This window comes from Thalassotalea sediminis (genome assembly GCF_030295915.1).
In the GTDB taxonomy this organism is placed as follows: domain Bacteria; phylum Pseudomonadota; class Gammaproteobacteria; order Enterobacterales; family Alteromonadaceae; genus Thalassotalea_C; species Thalassotalea_C sediminis.
Window position 1 is genome coordinate 43,651 of record NZ_AP027361.1, and the last position, 19,637, is coordinate 63,287.

Sequence of the window (19,637 nt, forward strand, 5' to 3'; positions counted from 1 at the left end):
TTCACATCAGCAATGTTAACCTCCATTGTTATTCAGCGAGATCTTAAATATGTATAATTAGATCTATTATGAGTATAGAATTATTAACAGAACAAACTCTATCAGTACTAGCTCGTAATTGCCGTATGCAAAAAATACTCATTATTGAAGACGACAGCGTAACTTCTTTTGCTTTAAAAACTCAATTAGAACAAAAAGGGTTTGAAGTTTCTCAAGTGTATAATGGATCTGCTGCTATACGTAAAGTGATCAGTATTCACCCAGATGTTATTTTACTTGATATCGGCTTACCCGATAAAAATGGCTATGATATTTGTGTTGAATTAAGACAGTTTTACGATGGTGGTATTATTTTTTTAACCGCTCAAAACTCAGTTGAAGCAGAAGTGACGTCTTTTGGATTAGGTGCTGATGATTTTGTGGTTAAAACGGCGCCTTTTGAGGTTTTATATCAACGCATAAAGCGTTTAGGAGTTAGGCCTAAACAAGTCAATGTTAATCAAGAGCTCAAGTTTGATGATTTAATTTTTAAGCCTGCTAAAGCAGATTGTTATTATCGTGACCAAGCACTTAATTTGACTCAAGAAGAGTACGAACTGTTTTACTTTATCGCAACCAATAATGATGAAGTGGTTTCTCGTCAGCTTATATTAAAGGTGTTAAAAGGCTCAGACTATAATGGTGTGGACCGCTCTATAGATATAAAAGTTGCACGTATCCGAGCAAAACTTAAAGATAAAGGTGCGCCAAACAACATTATTCAATCGATCCGCGCAAAAGGATACCAATTTAATACCAATACAGAAGTCGAGAGTCGTTAAAAGCTAATTGCATGGCTAAAGTCTATACTGTAAGCTACGCCGCTTCCCAAGCTCCCCTTAATAATTGAGTACATTGAATGTCATTTTCATCATTAAACTTATCACCTGAACTGTTAAAAGCGGTTCAAGAGCAAGGGTACGAAACGCCATCCCCTGTGCAACAACAAGCAATTCCAGCCGTGTTGGCAGGCAAAGATGTTATGGCTGCAGCACAAACAGGGACTGGTAAAACGGCAGGTTTTACGCTACCTATTATTGAAAATTTAATAAAAGGCAAACCCGCTGGAGCTAATCAAGTAAGAGCATTAATTTTAACCCCTACGCGTGAACTAGCAGCACAGGTAGCTGACAATGTAAGCATTTATGGTCAATACACTAAGCTGCGCGCGAATGTTGTATTTGGTGGTGTGAAAATAAACCCACAAATGATGAAGCTAAGAGCTGGAAGCGATGTTTTAGTAGCTACGCCCGGAAGATTACTCGATCTTTACCAGCAAAATGCGGTTAAATTTTCCCAGCTAGAAGTACTTGTGTTAGATGAAGCAGATCGTATGTTGGATATGGGATTTATTCGAGATATAAAAAAAATATTATCTTTTTTACCTGATAAGCGACAAAATCTACTTTTCTCTGCGACATTTTCTCCAGATATCAAGGCATTAGCTAAGGGATTTGTTAATAACCCCGTAGAAGTATCTGTAAGCCCTAGTAATAGTACGGCTAAAACTGTTCAACAAATTGTTGTTCCTTGTGATAAGAAAAAGAAATCAAAATTACTCAGCTTTTTAATACGAGAAAACGATTGGCAGCAGGTGTTGGTTTTTACTAAAACCAAACACGGTGCCAATCGGTTAACACGTGAATTGGATAGTCAAGGTATCGCCGCACTGGCAATTCACGGTAATAAAAGCCAAGGTGCGAGGACCAAAGCTTTAGCACAGTTTAAAGCAGGAGAAACAAGAGTACTTGTTGCAACTGATATTGCCGCTCGTGGCTTAGATATTGATCAATTACCTCAGGTTGTTAATTTTGAATTGCCGCATGTTTCTGAAGATTATGTTCATCGTATTGGCAGAACGGGTCGAGCTGGAGCTGAAGGTTTTGCCATTTCGCTTGTGTGTGCAGATGAACTTAAACTGTTAGAAGACATTGAATATGTCATTCAGCAGCATGTTGAAAGAAAAGTAGAACCAGGTTTTGAGCCAGTTAATGCATTACCATCATCTCGTGCAATTCGTCCATTGAAAGCTAAGAAGCCGAAAAAACCGAAGAAAAATAATTCAGTTGGCTCTCAAGGTAACAATGTTAATAGTGAAAAGAAGCCTAAATTAAGCCCAAGAACAAAGCCAACTGCACATAAACCACGTAAAAAAGCTGTGGATAAGCGAGAGCCAAATACAAAGAAAGCAGACCCTTATGCTGCTAATCGTTAGCTATTAGCTTGTTGTAACCATTTGTCGAGTTGATTAGCAAAGGCTTGTCGGTCAGCTTGACTAAGTGGTGCACTGCCGCCGGTTTCTATGCCGCTAGAACGCAAAGTATCCATAAAGTCACGTATATTAAGCCTTTGTTTAATATTATTTTTGGTATACAGCTCGCCTCGAGGATTTAGTGCAATCGCATTTTTGTCTATAACTTCTGCAGCAAGTGGTATATCACTGGTAATAACGAGGTCGTTTTCTTGGCAGCGTTTAACAATTTCGTTATCAGCAATATCAAAGCCACTTGGTACTTGAACAAACTTGATAAAACGAGAAGGAGGGATCTTCATCGTGTGATTGGCAATCAACGTGGTGAGCATTGCTTTACGCTCTGCTGCTCTAAATATGATTTCTTTGATTGCGACAGGACATGCATCTGCATCTACCCAAATGGCCATGTTTCATCCATAATGTAAAAAGCTACATAAAATTAATATCTTGTGGGTATAGTAGAGCTTACTGTAGTCACTGCCAAGTAAATAAGGCGAGAAAGTATGAATGAACCACAACGCGACATAACGTTAAGATTTTTAGCGGAGCCTCAAGATGTGAATTTTGGTGGTAAAGTGCATGGTGGCGCAGTGATGAAATGGATAGATTTAGCTGCTTATGCCTGTGCGGCTGGTTGGAGTGGTCGTTATTGCGTTACGGCATACGCCGGAGGGATAAGATTTGTATCGCCGATACATGTTGGAAGCTTAGTTGAAGTGAGTGCAGAGGTGATTTATACCGGGCGTTCCTCCATGCACATTGCTTTGCAAGTGCATGCGTGTGACCCTAAGTCGTTAAATAAACGCAAGACGACACATTGTATTGTCGTTATGGTTGCTGTTGATGAAACAGGTCATAAGGTTGCTATTCCACAGTGGGTGCCAGAAACCGAAGCAGATAAAAAACAATTGGAATCAGCGAAACGATTAATGGAAATGCGAAAAGAAATTAGCGAAGAAATGGAGCATGTTGTTAAATAACTTTACTAACTTTTTATCGCTGTGAATTAGGTAAGCACCCTGGGGCAACATAAAGAGAGAACAAACTTTCTAGCTCGCCAGCGTCAATAATCTCTTTTAGTGCACTATTAAACTGTTTTACAAACCTTGTTGAGACTGTTTTTTTATTAAAGATAAAGTGAATGCTAGCTTCATGGAGCAATAATGGGTGTACTGCCAAGGTTTGAAAGTGTGCCTTCTCAATTTCACTACATAGCACCACATCATCATCAACGACTACATCTATGCGGTTAAGTGTTAGCATTTTTAGTCGCTTTACCGCTGTTTCTGAAAACACAAATCCGTTGTAGTCTCTTTTTGCGTGCTCTATAGCTTCTCCATACCATCCCGCTAAGTTGATACCTATGATTTTATTATGGGCTATTAGCGCATTTAGGTTAGTGATATTTTCAACACTATGATCTGATGCGCGGTAGGCGAAACGGTTGTGTTCAAACCGATACGGATTCGAATAGTGGAAATCTTTTTCTCGTTCTTTAGTTTTACTGGCACCAAGTGCAATATCAAAATGTCCCCAGCTTAATTGAAACAGCGCGCGACGTTCTGGAAAGTGCTCAATGCGCAATTGACAGCCCATAAGCGAGAGAGTTCTTTTTAATAACTCAACATCAATGCCGGTCGACTCATTGTTAAGTGTCGTTGTAACGTAGGGGTACCAGTCTGATGTTAATGAAAGCTTTAAAGGCACTTTGCATTCGGTTGGAGATACCGTGCCAAATAAGTTAGAAAAAGCAGGGAAACAAGTAAGATAAAGCAATGTACAAACTACGCCTATTCGCATATTCAATAAACCAAGCGAGGTAATAAGCTTAAGTATAGAGTATTAAAAGTACTTAAGGGGATTAAAAAAAACGCTAGCGAATTGCTAGCGTTTTATTGGATGAACTGTTTGTTAAAATATTAAAGCGTGAGTAGGTATGCGATAATATTTTTGTACTCTTCAATAAAGTTTTTATTGTCTAATGCTCGTGCATTAATGGCGTATTTTCCGTTAACAACAAAAGTCGGTACGCTGTTAACAAAACGACCTTTAGACAGTTTATCTTGAATCTTTTTGTCTCGCTTAACGCGACTCATTAAGGCAAAGCTTTTCAAGCCTTTTTCAAAATCTTCAGCTTTTCCACCTGCGACGACATATATTTTCTTTACATCATCAATAGAGTTGATAGATTTTCGCTGCGTTTGCAAATAACTAAACGCTTCAGCATTGTATTGTTTTGCTAAGCCTGTTTTGTTTGCAATCATTAAACCTTGGCTTAACATATATTGTGATTCGCTGTTGGCTGCCGGCATAAAATCTACGTGTGTTTTCTTTAATTTTGTTCCTTTGGGTAGCGTTTTTTCTATTTCTGGCAAAAATGCTTCAAAACCTCGACAAGCAGGGCAATGGTAAGAAAAGTACTCTCGTACTTCGGGTTTTTTAGTTGCTTGTCCAGGGATTACTTTGTAATGCGTGCCTTCTTCATATTTAGCAGCTGTTACTGTAAGTGGAACCAATAATAAGGCGAGCAATGTGACAAAAATTTTTTTCATAAATCAATTCTCTTTTTAAAAATAGAATAACGTGTGCGATGTTATCATTATTCTAGGTAATTGGTAATATCGTTGTGTGTGGATTAACCTATGCTGAATAGACCGGATTAATGCCCACAAGTTTCATCATAAAATGTAAAAAATTATTTGCCTAATAAAAGGCTTAGTTAGCAAGGAGCAAGTTATGCGCAGTCATGAGATAGATTACCAAATTATTGGCAATTCAATGCAGATGGTTGAAATTGAATTAGATCATGGAGAAACCGTTATAGCCGAAGCAGGTGCGATGAACTACATGGAAGATGGTGTGGTGTTTGAAACCAAAATGGGTGATGGTTCTGAAGTTGATCAAGGCTTTATGGGGAAACTTTTTTCTGCGGGTAAAAGGGCGCTTACCGGAGAGTCTGTTTTTATGACCCACTTTACTAGTGAAATAGTCGGTAAACGTCGAGTGGCGTTTGCAGCACCTTATCCCGGTGCCATCATACCGTTAGATCTCGCGCAATTAGGTGGCAGTATTACGTGTCAAAAAGATGCTTTTTTATGCGCAGCAAAGGGTACGAAAGTTGATATTGCATTTAACCGCAGACTAGGCAGTGGTTTTTTTGGTGGTGAAGGTTTTATTTTACAGCATCTATCGGGTGATGGCATGGCATTCGTACATGCTGGTGGTACGGTTATCGAAAAACAGCTAACCGGTGAAACGTTACGACTCGATACAGGTTGTTTAGTTGCCTTTACCGATGGGATTGACTATAGCATTGAAATGACATCAGGCTTAAGAAGCATGTTTTTTGGCGGTGAAGGCTTTTTCATGGCAACATTATCAGGCCATGGCAAAGTATGGATTCAAAGTTTGCCGTTTTCTCGACTTGCGGATCGTATAATTTCACATGCGCCTAACCTTGGTGGTTCAAACCGAGGCGAACAATAAACGTGGAAAAAGCGACAAGCTTTACTCTATAAGTAAAAGCTTGTCGAAAACATCTGCGGTTATGTAACCTAAATTTTTACTGCCATTAACGGGCTCAATATAGGTGGAACCGATAAAGTGTTCTCGTTGTTTACTGCCGTCGTTATCACAGTAAGCAAGCATAAAACCCATTATCTTGCCTTCAGTTAATTCAACGCTAGGGTAATTGTGCTGTTTATCCATCGTAAACTTATCGTCATAGACCGATATGGCTAACTCCCAGATTACATTATGAGGTGCTGTCTTACTGCGTTGCCAACGGCTTTTTATATGATCGTTTAACGTGACAAAAGATGGTTGACCGTTGGGGAGTTTGCTTGCGATGTCGACCACTTGGTTGTCTAATGCTACGTGGTAAGCAAAAGCATTAAATGAATATTGGTGGTTGCCGCCAGAGGCATCTTCATCGATAAAAACTTCAAGGCAATCATCATCCCAATAAAAATAAAGTGGGTCAGCATGTTGATCGAATAGTACGTCATCAGTAATTTCAGCGAGAAGAAAGAGTGTATTGTTATCCCACAGTAGTTTAAAACGCCCTTGAAAATCATTTGTGGTTAGTTTTTCACCCAAGATAAGATGACTCATTGGTTGCCATTGTGCGCGTGACCAAACACTTGGTTCTATTTTCCCATCTATTTTGGGTGCTATTGATGTTTTTTTTACGTTTATTGTTTGTGCGTAAGTATTGCTATTTAGGAGTAAAATAACGATGAATAATGTTAAGTAAATTAATAAATTATGTTTCATAATAGCTTTCCTGCTGTTGTGCAATTCGGGTTATTTGTTGTTGGTTGGTTTGTTTCATGGACAGCATTATTGTCTTTACTGCTTCTACTTCAGATAACGGTTCAAATTGATTCAGTTGATCGATAAGCAAACTAGGTGAAAAAAAATGTGTTTTTCTATTTTTCAGGCGCGTCCTTAGCAATGAAGATTCTGGTTCAATAAGCACGTAAGTTACTTGCTGTGCCAATTCACTCAGTGTTTTACGATGAGCGTGCTTTAAACCAGAGTAAGCTAATACAATGTTCTTGTTGTTAAATTCTGTTGAAGAGAAATAATGTTTCATGCGTTCAATCCATGCTTGGCGCATTACTGGGTTAATGGGTATTCCCCTTGTCATCAATGAAATTGCTTCTTGTGAATGAAAATCATCTGCATCGAAATAATCAAAGCTGAGGTGTTTAGCCAAAGCATCTGCTAATGTTGATTTTCCCGTGCCGCTGACACCCATAATTAATATCAGTTTTGCAATCATGCCTTTCCCCTAGGTATTGGCACTGAGACACGAATGTTATAGGTTTTCCCTTGGGTAATACCTGGTATAGTATTGTCTTCTATGCGTTGTTTATTAAGATAGCTGGTTATCTTATTGACCTTATTAGTTTGTTGATATTGAATATTAAAATTGGCGCCTAAGGCAGAATATGAAATCGTTAAATTAGACCATGAACTAGGTAGTTTTGGTGTTAAGTGTAAGTTTCCTGCTTGTATTTTAATGCCACAAAGTTCTTCGATAATGCAACGATACACCCAAGCGACAGTCCCTGTATTAAATAACTGGCTCGATTTTCCTGCCATTTGAGGTATTTGAAAATATGCACCTCGGTAATAATTAGGGATAAAATTAGGCATTTGTTCGCGCTTAGTGGCATCATCTTTAGAAGGCAGCATTGCTTTTATCACCTTAAACGCTAAAGTGCCTTCGTTTTGTTGGTATAAACTGTAAGCGAAAAAAGCAGATGCATGATTGTATATAGAGCCATTTTCAGCAGTACCAGGAAATTTCTGAGTAACTCGACCAATATCTTCATGCATAGTTGTGTATGCTGGTGAAAGCATCATTACTCCGTACGGGGTGAGCAACTTTTCTTTGATTTTTAATAGCATACGTTGTTTTTGATCTTCATCTGCGGCATTACATAGTAATGCCCACGTTTGCGGGTTTAAGAAAATTTCTCCTTCAGCATCAGATGAAATACCAAATGTTCGCTTGTTATCTGTGATCCCACGTGCGTACCAGTTATCATGCCAAAAATAATGATTTATCGCGCGATTAAGCGTCGTTATTTGTTTTTCATATGAAGCGATATACGCTGAATTCACTTGGTATAAACGGCATATTTTACACCAAACCGCTAATGAATAACTTGTTGCCATAGTAAGCCATGCAGATACACCTTTTCCTTGATGGCCAACCATATTCATTGGATCGCACCAGTCTCCTTGTTCAATTAAACTTAGCCCTTGTTCATTGCGTGCTGAGAGCAGAAAATCAAACGCCAAGTTAATATGCTCAATTAATGAAGCCTTACTCTGTGAGTCTTTAAAGCGCAGAAGTTGATTGAGAATTGCTTTGTCGTTAGTTGTATTTAAATAACTTTCAAGGCAAATGGTGAGCCAAATGCAGTGATCACTGTGTGGTACTAAATTGATATATTTTAATGTTGCTTCATCTGAGAGTAGTATGCCGTCAGGCATAGCCCCAGAGTGCAATTGTTGTGTAACAGCAGTGACAATTGCGTGTCGGCAAAGATTTGGTGCTAAATAGGAAACTCCCATAGCGTCTTGTAAATAATTTCGAGTTTGCGGATCGGTTGTTAGCCGATTGACATCACCATGATAAAAGACTTGTCTAGGCAGCCAATGATTCACAAACTCATCGAAGTCTGGCTCAGGGCTGTTTATTTGCAGTCTGTTTTTCATCATGGAAAAATATTCCTGATAGGCAGATGCTGTTTGTTCAAAACCATTATCTTCGTGTAAATATTTATTTCTTAATGTGATGACCTCTTGCTCATTATTGGCGGGCCCGAAAATAAACGCATGGTTTGTACTCTCTTGTGGAGCTAGTTGATGGCAAAATTGCATGCACGCTACGGGTGTTTCATAAAGCGCTTGTGCTTGGCTAAGGTGTGGTGTTTTTAAGTCATCTGGTGCGTGCAGTCCGCCTTCACCTTCAACACTTTTTTGATTTGCATTCCAACTTTGGCAAGGGTGTTTGCTGATGAAAAATGTCCAATCTTTTAGGTGCTGATTGCGGTAATAATCAGCCACTTGTTGATATGGCGTAATTGAACGAGCAATGATGCCATTTAAGCTCGGATTGTAATCGGCAGATTGGTTCATCCATGACATATAACCAATGGTAAAATAAGGGTAGAGAGCAATGTTTTTTTCAACGGAATCTTGATTTCTAATGCTGATTTTCCATAACTCAACGCTATCTTCTGTCGGCAACGAAACCTGTATGTCGATCTGTAATTGCCAATGCTCAATGTACCACGATATGTTTTGTTGGCCGGCGTTGAAAGTAAATTTATCTAACGGTGATTTTACCGGTTCGTAAGGCAGAGAAATTATTTCATTGGTTTCTAAACATTTAAGGTAAAAAAATCGCCCTGCATGGTGGCTAAAGTATTCTTGCTCTGGCTGCATAAACGTCTTAGCTTCCATATTGGGAGCATGGGCATATTTTGATGGTTCAGGTTGCATGAATTGTGCATTGGCAAAGCCTCTGCAGTTCATATGCAGCATCATGTTTTTATTCCATAGAAAACTACTTGCTTTAGCCATCATTACAGGGTCGCTTACTGACAACTGATGATGCTGATAATTAAATTCAAACACGGCAATGTTCTCCTGCACTTATGTTTTTCGTGTTAGTAATGATTGCTGGATTTCTTCAACTCGATGTTCTGATAGTGGGTATCGCGTAATAATACCAACACTGATAGCGGCGAATATCGCAGGTATTAATGTCATTAATAATATGATCCCTGTCTGTGAATCTGATGTTTGAATTTGGTTGGCTACATAACCCATTGACGCTAACAGCCAACCAATCATTGCGCCTGCAATAGCGCTGCCTAGTTTTTGTGAAAATGCAGCGGCTGAAAATACCATTGCCGTTGCACGTCGGCCGTGCTTCCATTCGCCAAAATCAGCTGAGTCTGCATACATTGAAAAGACCAAGGGAGATTTTGGTCCTAAACAGAAGCCAATGGCGATTTGTAGTAAGAAAATCAACGTAATTTGATCGCTTGGAACAAAATAAAATGCAACCGACAATACCGTGATCATGCTCATTAATAGCATTAACAGTGTCTTTTTATCCAAAAACTTGGTCATTACAGGGGTGGCGGCGGCTCCTGCTGCTAATGACAGCATATAGCAAAGCGAAAAGCTGCCAATGAGATCTTCTCGATTAACATAATACTTTAGATAAAAGGTGCCAGTACTGCCTCGTAGTGTAATGGTCATCATAATAATTAATGCTAATGTGAATAATATGAGCCATGGTTTGTTGTGCATTAAATCTTGAATATCTTGCAATACTGTTGATTGTTGATCTGCTGGCGGTGAAATTCTTTCACGGGTCGTAAAGAAGCTAATGCTAAATAGCGCAGCAGCAATAATACCGTATATTATCATGGTGATTTGCCAACCAAGTACGTCATTGCCTGCACCACAATATGCGACTAGGGTAGGGGTAAAATAGGCAACTATGCTGCCACCTGAAAATGCACCGATAAAACGAAAGCTTGTTAATGTGGTTCTTTCTTGACTATTGGCTGTTATTACGCCTAATAACGCCCCATAAGGTACATTAATAAAGGTGTAGGCGAGCATCATGAATATATAGGTAAGGTAAGCCCATATGAGTTTATCACTTTCGTGTAAATCAGGCACAGTAAAGGTTAATACGCCTGCTGCAATGAGTGGTAAAATTCCCCACAGCAGATAAGGTCTAAATTTACCGTATTTTGTTTTTGTTCGATCTGCCAATGCCCCCATGAGTGGATCTGAAAATGCGTCAATGACTCTAGTGACCAACATCATGGTACCGACGGCAGCGGGGTGCAAACCAAAAACGTCGGTGTAAAAAATAAAAAGGAATACATCAAAAATACGCCAATAAAAATTAGAGGCTACGTCTCCGCAGGCGTAGCCTATTTTTTCCTTTAATGTTAGTGATGTCATGACTATACCCTTATTATAAAGTTATCAATGTTGGACTTAGTATTGTTCAAAAAGATTACATCTAATTACCATATGTCAATTTGTAAGCGCTTACAAATTAAATTGATTTTAATTGGATATCTCATTGGTTAAGAATAAAAGAGATAATATATCTGCTTATAATACAATTATTTATGTAAAGTTCAGCGAACTTATACTAAATATATATTGACCAATTATTACTCATAGCCTAACTTAATGTAAGCGCTTACAATTTATGATGATATAAATCCCTTACACACGTTGATTCTTATTGTTTGGTTGTAAGCGCGCTAAAAACTAAAAATATAAAAAGAAATGGGGAGTTCATATGAATAAAGTTACCTTTAAAAAAGGCGTTTTAGCGAGTTCAATCGCTATGGTTCTTGCGGGTGGTGCTACACCATTAGCAATGGCTGCTGAAGGCGCTGATAAAGAAGTTGAAGTAATTGAAGTGACGGGTATCCGTGGCTCAACTAAAGCAAGTATAAACGGTAAACGTTTTGCTGATTCGCAAGTAGACGGTATTGCAGCAGAAGATATTGGTAAGTTACCTGATGTAACGATTACTGATTCACTGCAACGTATCACAGGCGTACAAATTGAACGTGTTGCTGGTGAAGGCGGCGGTGTTCAAATTCGTGGTCTACCTCAAATTGATACCACCATGAACGGTGAAACATTTTTATCTGCAACAACTATTGATACCTCAGGCGCTGATTTAGGTGACTTACCTGCACAGCTTTTTGGTGGTGTTGATGTGTATAAATCGGCAACAGCTGATAATACTGCGCAAGGTATTGCCGGTGCGATTGACTTAAAAACGCGTCGTCCATTTGACATGGATGATGGTTGGACATTCGTAGGTGGTGCGGAAGCAACGCGCGGTTCAATTACCGAAGAAACTGATCCAACATTGCATGGCTTAGCGGCATATAATGATGGTAAAATTGGTTTTCTAATTTCAGCGGTGACACAAGATGTCACATTAGCAACCGATTATAACGGCCATAACGATACTTCTGAAAACGGTGGTTTAGGTTGGACAAACAATAACTACTCGTGGAGTACGCCGGCTGAATCTGCAGGCTACCGCAACATCGTGCCACATGGTTTTACCGCGTTTAATAAAACGGAAGAGCGTGAGCGTGATGCTGTTCAAGCGTCTTTACAAGTTGATTTAGGTGAAGGCTACACGTTAACAGCAGATTATTTCTACACAAACCAAGATCGTTTTAATGCGCGTTCAGGTTTTAATCACAATAACCGCTGGCAAACTTTCGCCCAGTATGCGTTTGCGACCAACTATACCGGTGATTCATACACAGACGCTGATGGCAACGAATGGCGTGGTGTTGATGCCTTTAAGATGCGTCCATACCGTTTACAATCATTTACGCAAGTTAACATTAATGAAGAAAAATCACGTAACTTCAACTTACAGTTAGATTACGACAATGGTGGTGCGTTAACTGGTCAAGTACGTTTCACTGATGCGACAGCGACAGCGAAAATGCGTCATGCCTACGGTGAAGGCGATATCATGAGTATCGATGAAGGTGCGTTGGTATTAGGCCCAGGTGGTTTTACATCAGCGGAATACTGTAACAACGGTGAAGAAATTGTTGGCTCAGAAGGCGGCTGTTACGGTAAGTTCTCTCAAGGTATTGAAACAGGTGATTTCTTCTTGACGCATGATGCTAGTGGTGAGCATCCAACGTTTGGTGGTTTCGACCAAGTGGTCACTGGTGGTCAAGGTGCGATGAGCGTTGCTGATTACATGGCAAGCCTTGATTCATATCATATTGGTGCATTTTCATCAGAAGGTAACACTGATGATAAAGCAGACATGCGTACCTTTAGCACAAAATGGAACTACGCATTAGATAATAATGATGTTATTACCAGTGTTGATTTTGGTATTCGTTATTCACAACGTGACGTTGACCATGACCAATTTACGTATACTTCAGAGTTCGGTAACGGCTGTGATATTGCGCAATGGAAAGCGGTTGACCAAAACTTAGATTACGGCTCAGCGAATAGCCCTGAAAACCCTTGTTATGAAGTGGAAGGTACGGGTGAATACGTAGACGGTGAATGGACTCCTTATACGTTATTACCACCAACACGTTTAGACCAGCATACAACGGTTTCATGGCAAACAGATTTTGGTAATGTTAAAGGTATTCCAGGTATTTGGGTGATTGACCCAAGTAACTTCCGTAATCCGCGTCAATGGCATCAAGATACGTTTGGTAACGTACAACGTACTGAAAATGGTGGTGCGACGTATGATGTAGGGTTAGATGAATTATCTTACTTCTTACAAGCCAACTTTGAGTACGGTAACTTATCAGGTAACGTTGGCCTTAAAGTGATTGAAACCACGTTATTTGTGAAGCAAAACCTTATTGGTGCTAACTTACCGCATTCAGGTTTAGGTCCAGATATTGGTGATGCAGTTACAGAGCGTACGTATAAAGACGAATTACCGTCAATTAACTTAGCGTATCAAGCAAGCGATGACGTTGTTTTACGTGCGGCTTTCTCTGAAAACATGCAAGCGTTAGACTTAGCCCAATGGGGTGCAGGTAAAAACGTCGGTATGACGTTTAACAATGACTGTAACTGTATGCGTGTACAAGAAGTTACGCTAAACGGTAACCCGGAGTTAAACCCATGGCGCTCAGAGAACTGGTCATTATCAGCTGAGTGGTATGCAGGTGAAGCGTCAATGTTCTTTGCTTCAGCATTTGGTATTGATATTGCTGAATTTACTGAAAGTAAAACAGAGCTACGTAGTGAAGAGCCTGATGGCGATGGTGTAATTCGTGGTCCACACCCAACAACGTTTACTGCGCAATCTGAAGGTGGTGAAGTTGCTGGTTTTGAATTGGGCGCGAAAGTGGCGTTAAGTGACTTCTTAGGCGATGACAGCATCTTTAACAATGTTGGTTTTGACTTAAACTACACGTATACCGATTCAAAACAAGAAACGAAAGACGTACACGGTGATGACTTACCGTTCCAAGGAATGTCAGAAGATACGTACAACGCAGTTGTTTGGTATGAAAATGAGACATTCTCAGCGCGTTTAGCGTGGAATTCACGTAGCCCACGCTTGATAACATCAGGTAATGCAGGTACAGGTGGTCAATCGTTGTATCAAGATGATTACTCACAGCTTGATTTTAATGCGACGTACAACTTCAGTGAAGACATTAGCTTTTATGTGAATGGTTCAAACATTACTGAAGAGTACCAACAAGCATTCATCGAGTTTGAAAAGCAAAAAGCTTTCCAAAACGTTTATGAAGCACGTTGGACAGTAGGTACACGCGTTAAGTTCTAATTGAACAACGCTGGACTAGATCAAAAACCGTCGCTTATGCGGCGGTTTTTTTGTCCTCAGTGATTAAATGCGCATTTTTAAACAATTAACTATAAAAAATATGATCTTAATCTAATCTTGAATAAATAATGTTGCAGTTACGTGTAGGAACAGGTAAAAAGCCAACACGTTTGTTTCCCCAAGGAAGATTATTTGTGGTTGAAGAAAAAGTTAAGTCAATAATCGATAGCTTGTCTAATTCAAAGTCGACTAATTATATCGATGTTATTTGTTTGTCATTGGCAAGTGCAATCAAAGCTGATTATGTTTTTGTTGCGAGTATTAATGATGAACAAACTGAAGCGTCAACCATTTCATTAGCGTCACAACACGATATTCTTGATAACTTCAGTTATGAACTAAAATGTACGCCTTGTGAAAAAGTAAGTAGTGGCGGAGTGTGCTCCTATCCTTCCGATATTCAGGCTGCCTACCCTAATGACCAATTGTTAGAAGATATGGGAATTGAGGGGTATGTGGGGATACCTTTACATGATGACCAAGAAACCACGCATAGCATCTTGGTCGCATTATTTTGTAGTAAGTTTAATAATGAGCGAGAAATTACATCGTTATTTTTACTTTTTAGTGGCTTGATTAATAAAGAACTTGAAAAGCAGAAAGTGATGAATGAGTTGCGAACACGCAATGAGATTATTGAGAAAAGCAAAGAAGCGATCATTGTCTGCGACAAGGATAATAAAATTATTAGCGCTAATAAAGCGTTTACAGATATGACGGGGTATTCGTTTAGAGAAGTAGCGGGGAAAAACCCTAAAATACTCAGCGCTGACAAACAGTCAGACTGTTATTATCAAGAAATGTGGGCTGATATACATACAAAGGGATCATGGTCTGGGGAGTTAATTAACCGTAAAAAAAATGGTGAAGAGTTTCCTGAATGGTTATCAATTAATACCATCCATGACGAAAATAATGAGATCGTCAATTATGTTGCCTTCTTTTTCGATATTTCTCAGCGAAAAGCTGCCGAAGAAAAAATTTATCACCAAGCAAATTATGATTTGCTTACTGGTATTCCAAACCGATACAAGTTCTTAGAAGAATTAACCAAAAACATAAATGCAAAAGCAATAGGTACTTTCAAATCAGCATTGCTGGTAATGGATCTTGACCTTTTCCAGGAAGTAAATGATGTTTATGGCCATCATTGTGGCGATGCTTTATTAGTTAAAGTTGCTGAGCGTTTAAAGTCATTGATTAATGTAGACCATAGATTAGCTCGGATTACAGGTGATGGATTTGCGTTATTGCTGACGAATGTAGCGGATGAAAATGACGTTGATGATTTTATTGCGCGGTTATTAATTGAATTTAGTAAACCGTTTTATGTTGAAGAACACATTATTAATTGTACATTAAGTGTTGGTATCGTTGATTTTGATGATTGTCAGTTGGAAGCCAGTAGCTTAATGAAAAAAGCTGAACGAGCGCTTTCACATGCGAAAGAAAATGGCAGGAATTCTTCCAGTTATTTTACCCAAGAAATGGAGAACGTTGCGCGCCACCAAATAAAGATGAAAGCAGATTTAGAACGAGCATTAAAAGAGCGAAAACTATCATTAATGTTTCAACCTATTGTCTCAACAAAATCAAAAGAGATAACTAAATTCGAAGCATTATTGCGCTGGAATCATGAAGGTAAATGGATTTCGCCTGCTGAATTTATACCATTAGCAGAGGAGTGCTCATTAATTAAGCCTTTGGGGGAATATGTATTAGCAGAAGCCTGCTTACATTTAAAAAAATTAAAAGGCCTAGGCTACAACAATATTGTTTTTAACGTCAATCGCTCAGTATACGAAATACCACTAAACCAAAGTGAAAACCAACATTGGTTAATTATGATAAATATGTATGGTCTAAAACCTAGCGATATTTGTTTTGAATTAACGGAAAGTGCATTGGCGCCTGATAAACGTAATAACGAAACTCTTTTTACGCAATTGCGTGAAGCGGGTTGTAAAATTGCGTTAGATGACTTCGGTACGGGCTATTCTTCTTTAAGCTATATTCGCCGAATTCCACTTGATTACATTAAAATTGATAAGTCATTTATCAGTGATATAAGTGAAAATCCAGACGACAAAGTGCTTGTTTCCACAATTATCGCGATGAGTAAGTCACTCGGAAAAGAGGTCGTCGCTGAAGGTGTTGAAACGATAGAACAAGTTAGATGGTTAGAAGAAATGGGGTGCGACTATATCCAAGGTTTTTATTTTTCTAAGCCATTAACTTTTGACAACATTCCGGCATTTATTGATAACTTTAATTATGAAGCCAAGCCTACGAAAAGCCTTATCATGTCTTAAGGTACTGTCGATTTTTAAGATAAAGTCGTTATCGTGTAATTAATGTACTATTTCTTTTGTTACCCGAAAGAATATTGTTGCTTTATTATCCGATTTTATCTACTATGACTTACAATGATGTAAGCGCTTACATGGGTTGCTATTATTTCATCAGTTTAACGTCTACATGTAATGATAACCAATTAAGGCAATAGATTTATGGCTTTCACTTTTCCAAAGCATTCAAAAATGCTTTCTCCTGCATTTACTTATGGTGTTGCAACGGCATCTTTTCAGATTGAAGGTGGTATTGAACATCGTGCCCCCTGTATTTGGGATACTTTTTGTGCCAAAGAAGGCAATATTATTGACGGCTCTAACGGCGCTATCGCATGCGATCATTTTAACCGTTGGCAAGAAGACGTGGAGTTAATATCGTCGCTGGGTGTCGATGCGTATCGCTTGTCTATTTCATGGCCAAGAGTTATAAAAGACGACGGAACGGTTAACCAAGAAGGCATGAATTTTTATGTACGTCTGTTGGATAAGCTTAAAGAAAAAAGCATTAAGGTATTTGTAACGCTATACCATTGGGATCTGCCTCAACATTTAGAAAATAAAGGCGGGTGGTTAAATCGTGATACAGCTTTCAAGTTTCAAGAATATGCTGCTCATGTTGTAAAAGCGCTTGGTGATCGTGTTTATGCATACGCAACGCTAAATGAACCTTTTTGTAGTGCATATTTGGGTTATGAAATTGGCGTGCATGCACCTGGATTGGTCGGTAAAGAAAACGGTAGAAAAGCGGCACATCACTTATTGTTAGCACATGGTCTGGCGATGAAGGTGCTTGCCAAAGAGAGCCCAAATACTCTCAATGGCATTGTACTTAACTTTACGCCAGGCTATCCGTTAACAGATAGTGACGAAAATATTAAAGCAACAGCAATGGCAAACGAATACCATAATTATTGGTACGCTAAGCCAATTTTTGATGGTGAGTATCCGGCACTGATAGAAACGTTACCAAAAGCACATCAACCTGACATATTTGATGGTGACATGGCGATCATTTCTCACCCAGTCGATTTTCTTGGCGTAAATTTTTATACCCGTGCGGTATATGAAGCTGATGAACAAGAGGGCTTTAAAGAAGTTCAGTTGCCTAATGTTGAGCGCACTGATATTGGCTGGGAAGTCTACCCTCAAGCATTCACTGACTTACTTGTCGATTTGAATGAGCGATACCAGCCACCAGCTATTTTTATTACTGAAAATGGCGCAAGTATTGACGACGAAATTGAAGATGGCAACATAAATGACGAACGCAGGGTAAGTTACTATCAACGTCATTTAAATGCCGTCAATGATGCGATTGAGCAAGGCGTTCCTGTTCAAGGTTATTTTGCTTGGAGCCTTATGGATAATTTCGAATGGGCAGAAGGCTACTTGAAGCGCTTCGGTATCGTTTATGTAGACTACAAAACACAGCAGCGTACTATTAAACAAAGTGGGTTGGCGTATCGTCAACTCGTTATGGGTCGTCACAAGTAACCAAGGAATAAACATGCATAAATTAGCGCTCGGGGAAAAACTTGGATATGCAGTAGGCGATGCTGCTGCAAACCTTGTATGGCGTGGGGCATTGGCATATCTTGCGGTTTTCTATACAGATACTTTCGGTATTAGTGCCGCCGCCGCCGCGATGTTATTTCTTGTCGTACGCTTATCTGATGGCGTCACTGACATTATCATGGGAATGATCGCCGATAGAACCAATACGCCATGGGGCAAATTTCGTCCTTGGATACTTTGGTCCGCTCCTTTTCTCGGTCTATTTATGGTGCTTTGTTTTACAACACCAAACTTTTCAGATAATGGAAAGCTTATATATGCCTATCTAACATACATAGGCCTTACACTTGCTTATACCGTTAATAATGTACCTTATTCTGCTTTAATGGGCGTTATAACACCTTGCGACGCTGAAAGAACAAGCTTATCGAGTTTTCGATTAGCAGGTGCTTTTGCTGGTGGGTTACTTGTAATGGGCTTCTTACCTGAACTAGTCGCTTATTTTGGTGGCGGTAATGATGCACAAGGCTATCAATACACTATGTATTTGTTCGCGGTTTTACTTATCGCGCTAATGATCATTACTTTTTCGACAACAAAAGAGCGCGTGAGCTTACCTTCAGATAAACAAATTTCTTTGACTCAAGAGCTCCTCGATCTCACGAAAAACTTGCCTTTTATTATTTTACCGTTACTTGCTGCTACTTTGTTTTTCTATTTTAGAGACTGGTACAGTGGCTTGTTTTTCTTTGCCGTTGTGATCGCAATGTGGCTCGTAGTCAAAAAACTTCTCGCAATTCCAGTTGAAAAGCTAACCGGTACACAACGTGACATGGTTGACTTGCTGACCAACAAACCTTGGCTAATTGTCTTAGGCATAGGTTTTATTACTATGATGTACAATGGCATTAAATATGGCGTTATTGCGTATTATTTTAAATATTATATGGGTGACGAATTACTTACGGGCAAGTATTTTATTGCTTTGTTGGTAGTTTCTATCCTGGGTGCATTAGCTACTAGTCCTCTAGCACGGTTACTTGGTAAGCAGCGATTATTTATTATTGCGCTAATAATTAGTGGGTGCTTTACTGTGGCGTTATATTGGGTTCCGCAAGGAGAAGTTGCTGGTGTATTTGTTTTAGGCGGGTTATCAGAGTTTTTTGCTGCTATGTTACCAACGCTTTTCTTTACAATGTTAGGAGACAGTGCCGACTATTCTGAGTGGAAAAACCATCGAAGAGCTACAGGGTTAATATATTCTGCAGGTACGTTTGTACAAAAAACTGGAGGGGGTTTTGCTGGCGCATTGGTACTAGTTATTTTAGCGAATTATGGTTATAACGGTTTGGATCCAACAACGGTTTCTGACGCTTTACCGGGCATGCAAATTTTAATGAGTTGGGTACCTGCCGCGTTTGCCTTTGCTGGTGCGGCTTTAATGCTGTTCTACCCTTTAAATACACAATTAGTGAAAACGGTTACTGCTGATTTATCAACACGAAGAGCGACTGCGCTGTAATAAACTGACCTT

The 19,637-nt window shown here is 39.3% G+C and carries 15 protein-coding genes; 8 read left to right on the forward strand and 7 right to left on the reverse strand.

The genetic code is table 11. The features are described from left to right. The first annotated feature begins 68 nt into the window (after window positions 1-68). Together QUE09_RS00210 and QUE09_RS00215 are read left to right on the forward strand one after the other, a co-directional pair. The gene (locus QUE09_RS00210) at window positions 69-821 is read left to right on the forward strand and encodes a response regulator transcription factor (protein WP_286234211.1); all 753 of its coding nucleotides are present in this window, start codon (window positions 69-71) and stop codon (window positions 819-821) included. Window positions 822-898: 77 nt separating this feature from the next. Then, window positions 899-2,254 (forward strand): DEAD/DEAH box helicase, encoded by a 1,356-nt coding sequence (locus QUE09_RS00215; protein ID WP_286234212.1) that lies wholly within the window; start codon window positions 899-901, stop codon window positions 2,252-2,254. Here QUE09_RS00215 and QUE09_RS00220 read toward each other — a convergent pair. Next, window positions 2,251-2,700 (reverse strand): YaiI/YqxD family protein, encoded by a 450-nt coding sequence (locus tag QUE09_RS00220; RefSeq protein WP_286234213.1) that lies wholly within the window; start codon window positions 2,698-2,700, stop codon window positions 2,251-2,253. The two genes, QUE09_RS00215 and QUE09_RS00220, sit on opposite strands and share 4 nt — an antisense overlap. Before the next feature lie 96 nt (window positions 2,701-2,796). On the opposite strand from QUE09_RS00220, the gene QUE09_RS00225 reads away from it, so the two are divergent. Then, window positions 2,797-3,273 carry an acyl-CoA thioesterase gene (locus QUE09_RS00225; RefSeq protein WP_286234214.1) on the forward strand — a complete coding sequence of 159 codons (477 nt, stop codon included), beginning with the start codon at window positions 2,797-2,799 and terminating at the stop codon, window positions 3,271-3,273. Between the two features lie 13 nt (window positions 3,274-3,286). On the opposite strand, the gene QUE09_RS00230 is transcribed toward QUE09_RS00225, so the two are convergent. Then, entirely contained in the window at window positions 3,287-4,093 is an 807-nt protein-coding gene (locus QUE09_RS00230; protein WP_286234215.1) for a substrate-binding periplasmic protein, read from the reverse strand. Window positions 4,094-4,212: 119 nt separating this feature from the next. Beyond that, complete coding sequence (locus QUE09_RS00235) at window positions 4,213-4,845, reverse strand: thiol:disulfide interchange protein DsbA/DsbL (protein ID WP_286234216.1); 633 nt, start codon at window positions 4,843-4,845, stop codon at window positions 4,213-4,215. A 184-nt stretch (window positions 4,846-5,029) separates the two neighbouring features. Between QUE09_RS00235 and QUE09_RS00240 the strand changes: the two genes are divergently transcribed. Continuing rightward, the gene (locus QUE09_RS00240; protein WP_286234217.1) at window positions 5,030-5,779 is read left to right on the forward strand and encodes a TIGR00266 family protein; all 750 of its coding nucleotides are present in this window, start codon (window positions 5,030-5,032) and stop codon (window positions 5,777-5,779) included. A 21-nt stretch (window positions 5,780-5,800) separates the two neighbouring features. Here the strand turns inward: QUE09_RS00240 and QUE09_RS00245 are convergent, their stop codons facing one another. Genes QUE09_RS00245 through QUE09_RS00260 form a run of 4 tightly spaced genes read right to left on the reverse strand, consistent with a single transcriptional unit; the run spans window position 5,801 to window position 10,804 of the window. After that, entirely contained in the window at window positions 5,801-6,568 is a 768-nt protein-coding gene (locus QUE09_RS00245; protein ID WP_286234218.1) for a sugar-binding protein, read from the reverse strand. Further along, the gene (locus QUE09_RS00250) at window positions 6,558-7,079 is read right to left on the reverse strand and encodes a gluconokinase (RefSeq protein ID WP_286234219.1); all 522 of its coding nucleotides are present in this window, start codon (window positions 7,077-7,079) and stop codon (window positions 6,558-6,560) included. The genes QUE09_RS00245 and QUE09_RS00250 overlap by 11 nt, the downstream gene beginning before the upstream one ends. Next, window positions 7,076-9,451, reverse strand: a complete 2,376-nt coding sequence (locus QUE09_RS00255; RefSeq protein WP_286234220.1) for a GH36-type glycosyl hydrolase domain-containing protein — start codon at window positions 9,449-9,451, stop codon at window positions 7,076-7,078. Before QUE09_RS00255 ends, QUE09_RS00250 begins: the two co-directional genes overlap by 4 nt. A gap of 18 nt (window positions 9,452-9,469) precedes the next feature. Continuing rightward, window positions 9,470-10,804 carry an MFS transporter gene (locus QUE09_RS00260; protein WP_286234221.1) on the reverse strand — a complete coding sequence of 445 codons (1,335 nt, stop codon included), beginning with the start codon at window positions 10,802-10,804 and terminating at the stop codon, window positions 9,470-9,472. Window positions 10,805-11,153: 349 nt separating this feature from the next. On the opposite strand from QUE09_RS00260, the gene QUE09_RS00265 reads away from it, so the two are divergent. The 4 genes from QUE09_RS00265 (at window position 11,154) to QUE09_RS00280 (ending at window position 19,625) form a co-directional block, all read left to right on the forward strand. After that, window positions 11,154-14,177, forward strand: a complete 3,024-nt coding sequence (locus QUE09_RS00265; RefSeq protein WP_286234222.1) for a TonB-dependent receptor — start codon at window positions 11,154-11,156, stop codon at window positions 14,175-14,177. Between the two features lie 128 nt (window positions 14,178-14,305). Beyond that, entirely contained in the window at window positions 14,306-16,549 is a 2,244-nt protein-coding gene (locus QUE09_RS00270) for a putative bifunctional diguanylate cyclase/phosphodiesterase (RefSeq protein WP_286234223.1), read from the forward strand. Between the two features lie 198 nt (window positions 16,550-16,747). Next, window positions 16,748-18,082, forward strand: coding sequence for a GH1 family beta-glucosidase (locus QUE09_RS00275; RefSeq protein ID WP_286234224.1), 1,335 nt, complete (start codon window positions 16,748-16,750; stop codon window positions 18,080-18,082). Between the two features lie 13 nt (window positions 18,083-18,095). Beyond that, window positions 18,096-19,625 (forward strand): MFS transporter, encoded by a 1,530-nt coding sequence (locus QUE09_RS00280; protein WP_286234225.1) that lies wholly within the window; start codon window positions 18,096-18,098, stop codon window positions 19,623-19,625. Window positions 19,626-19,637: the final 12 nt, after the last annotated feature.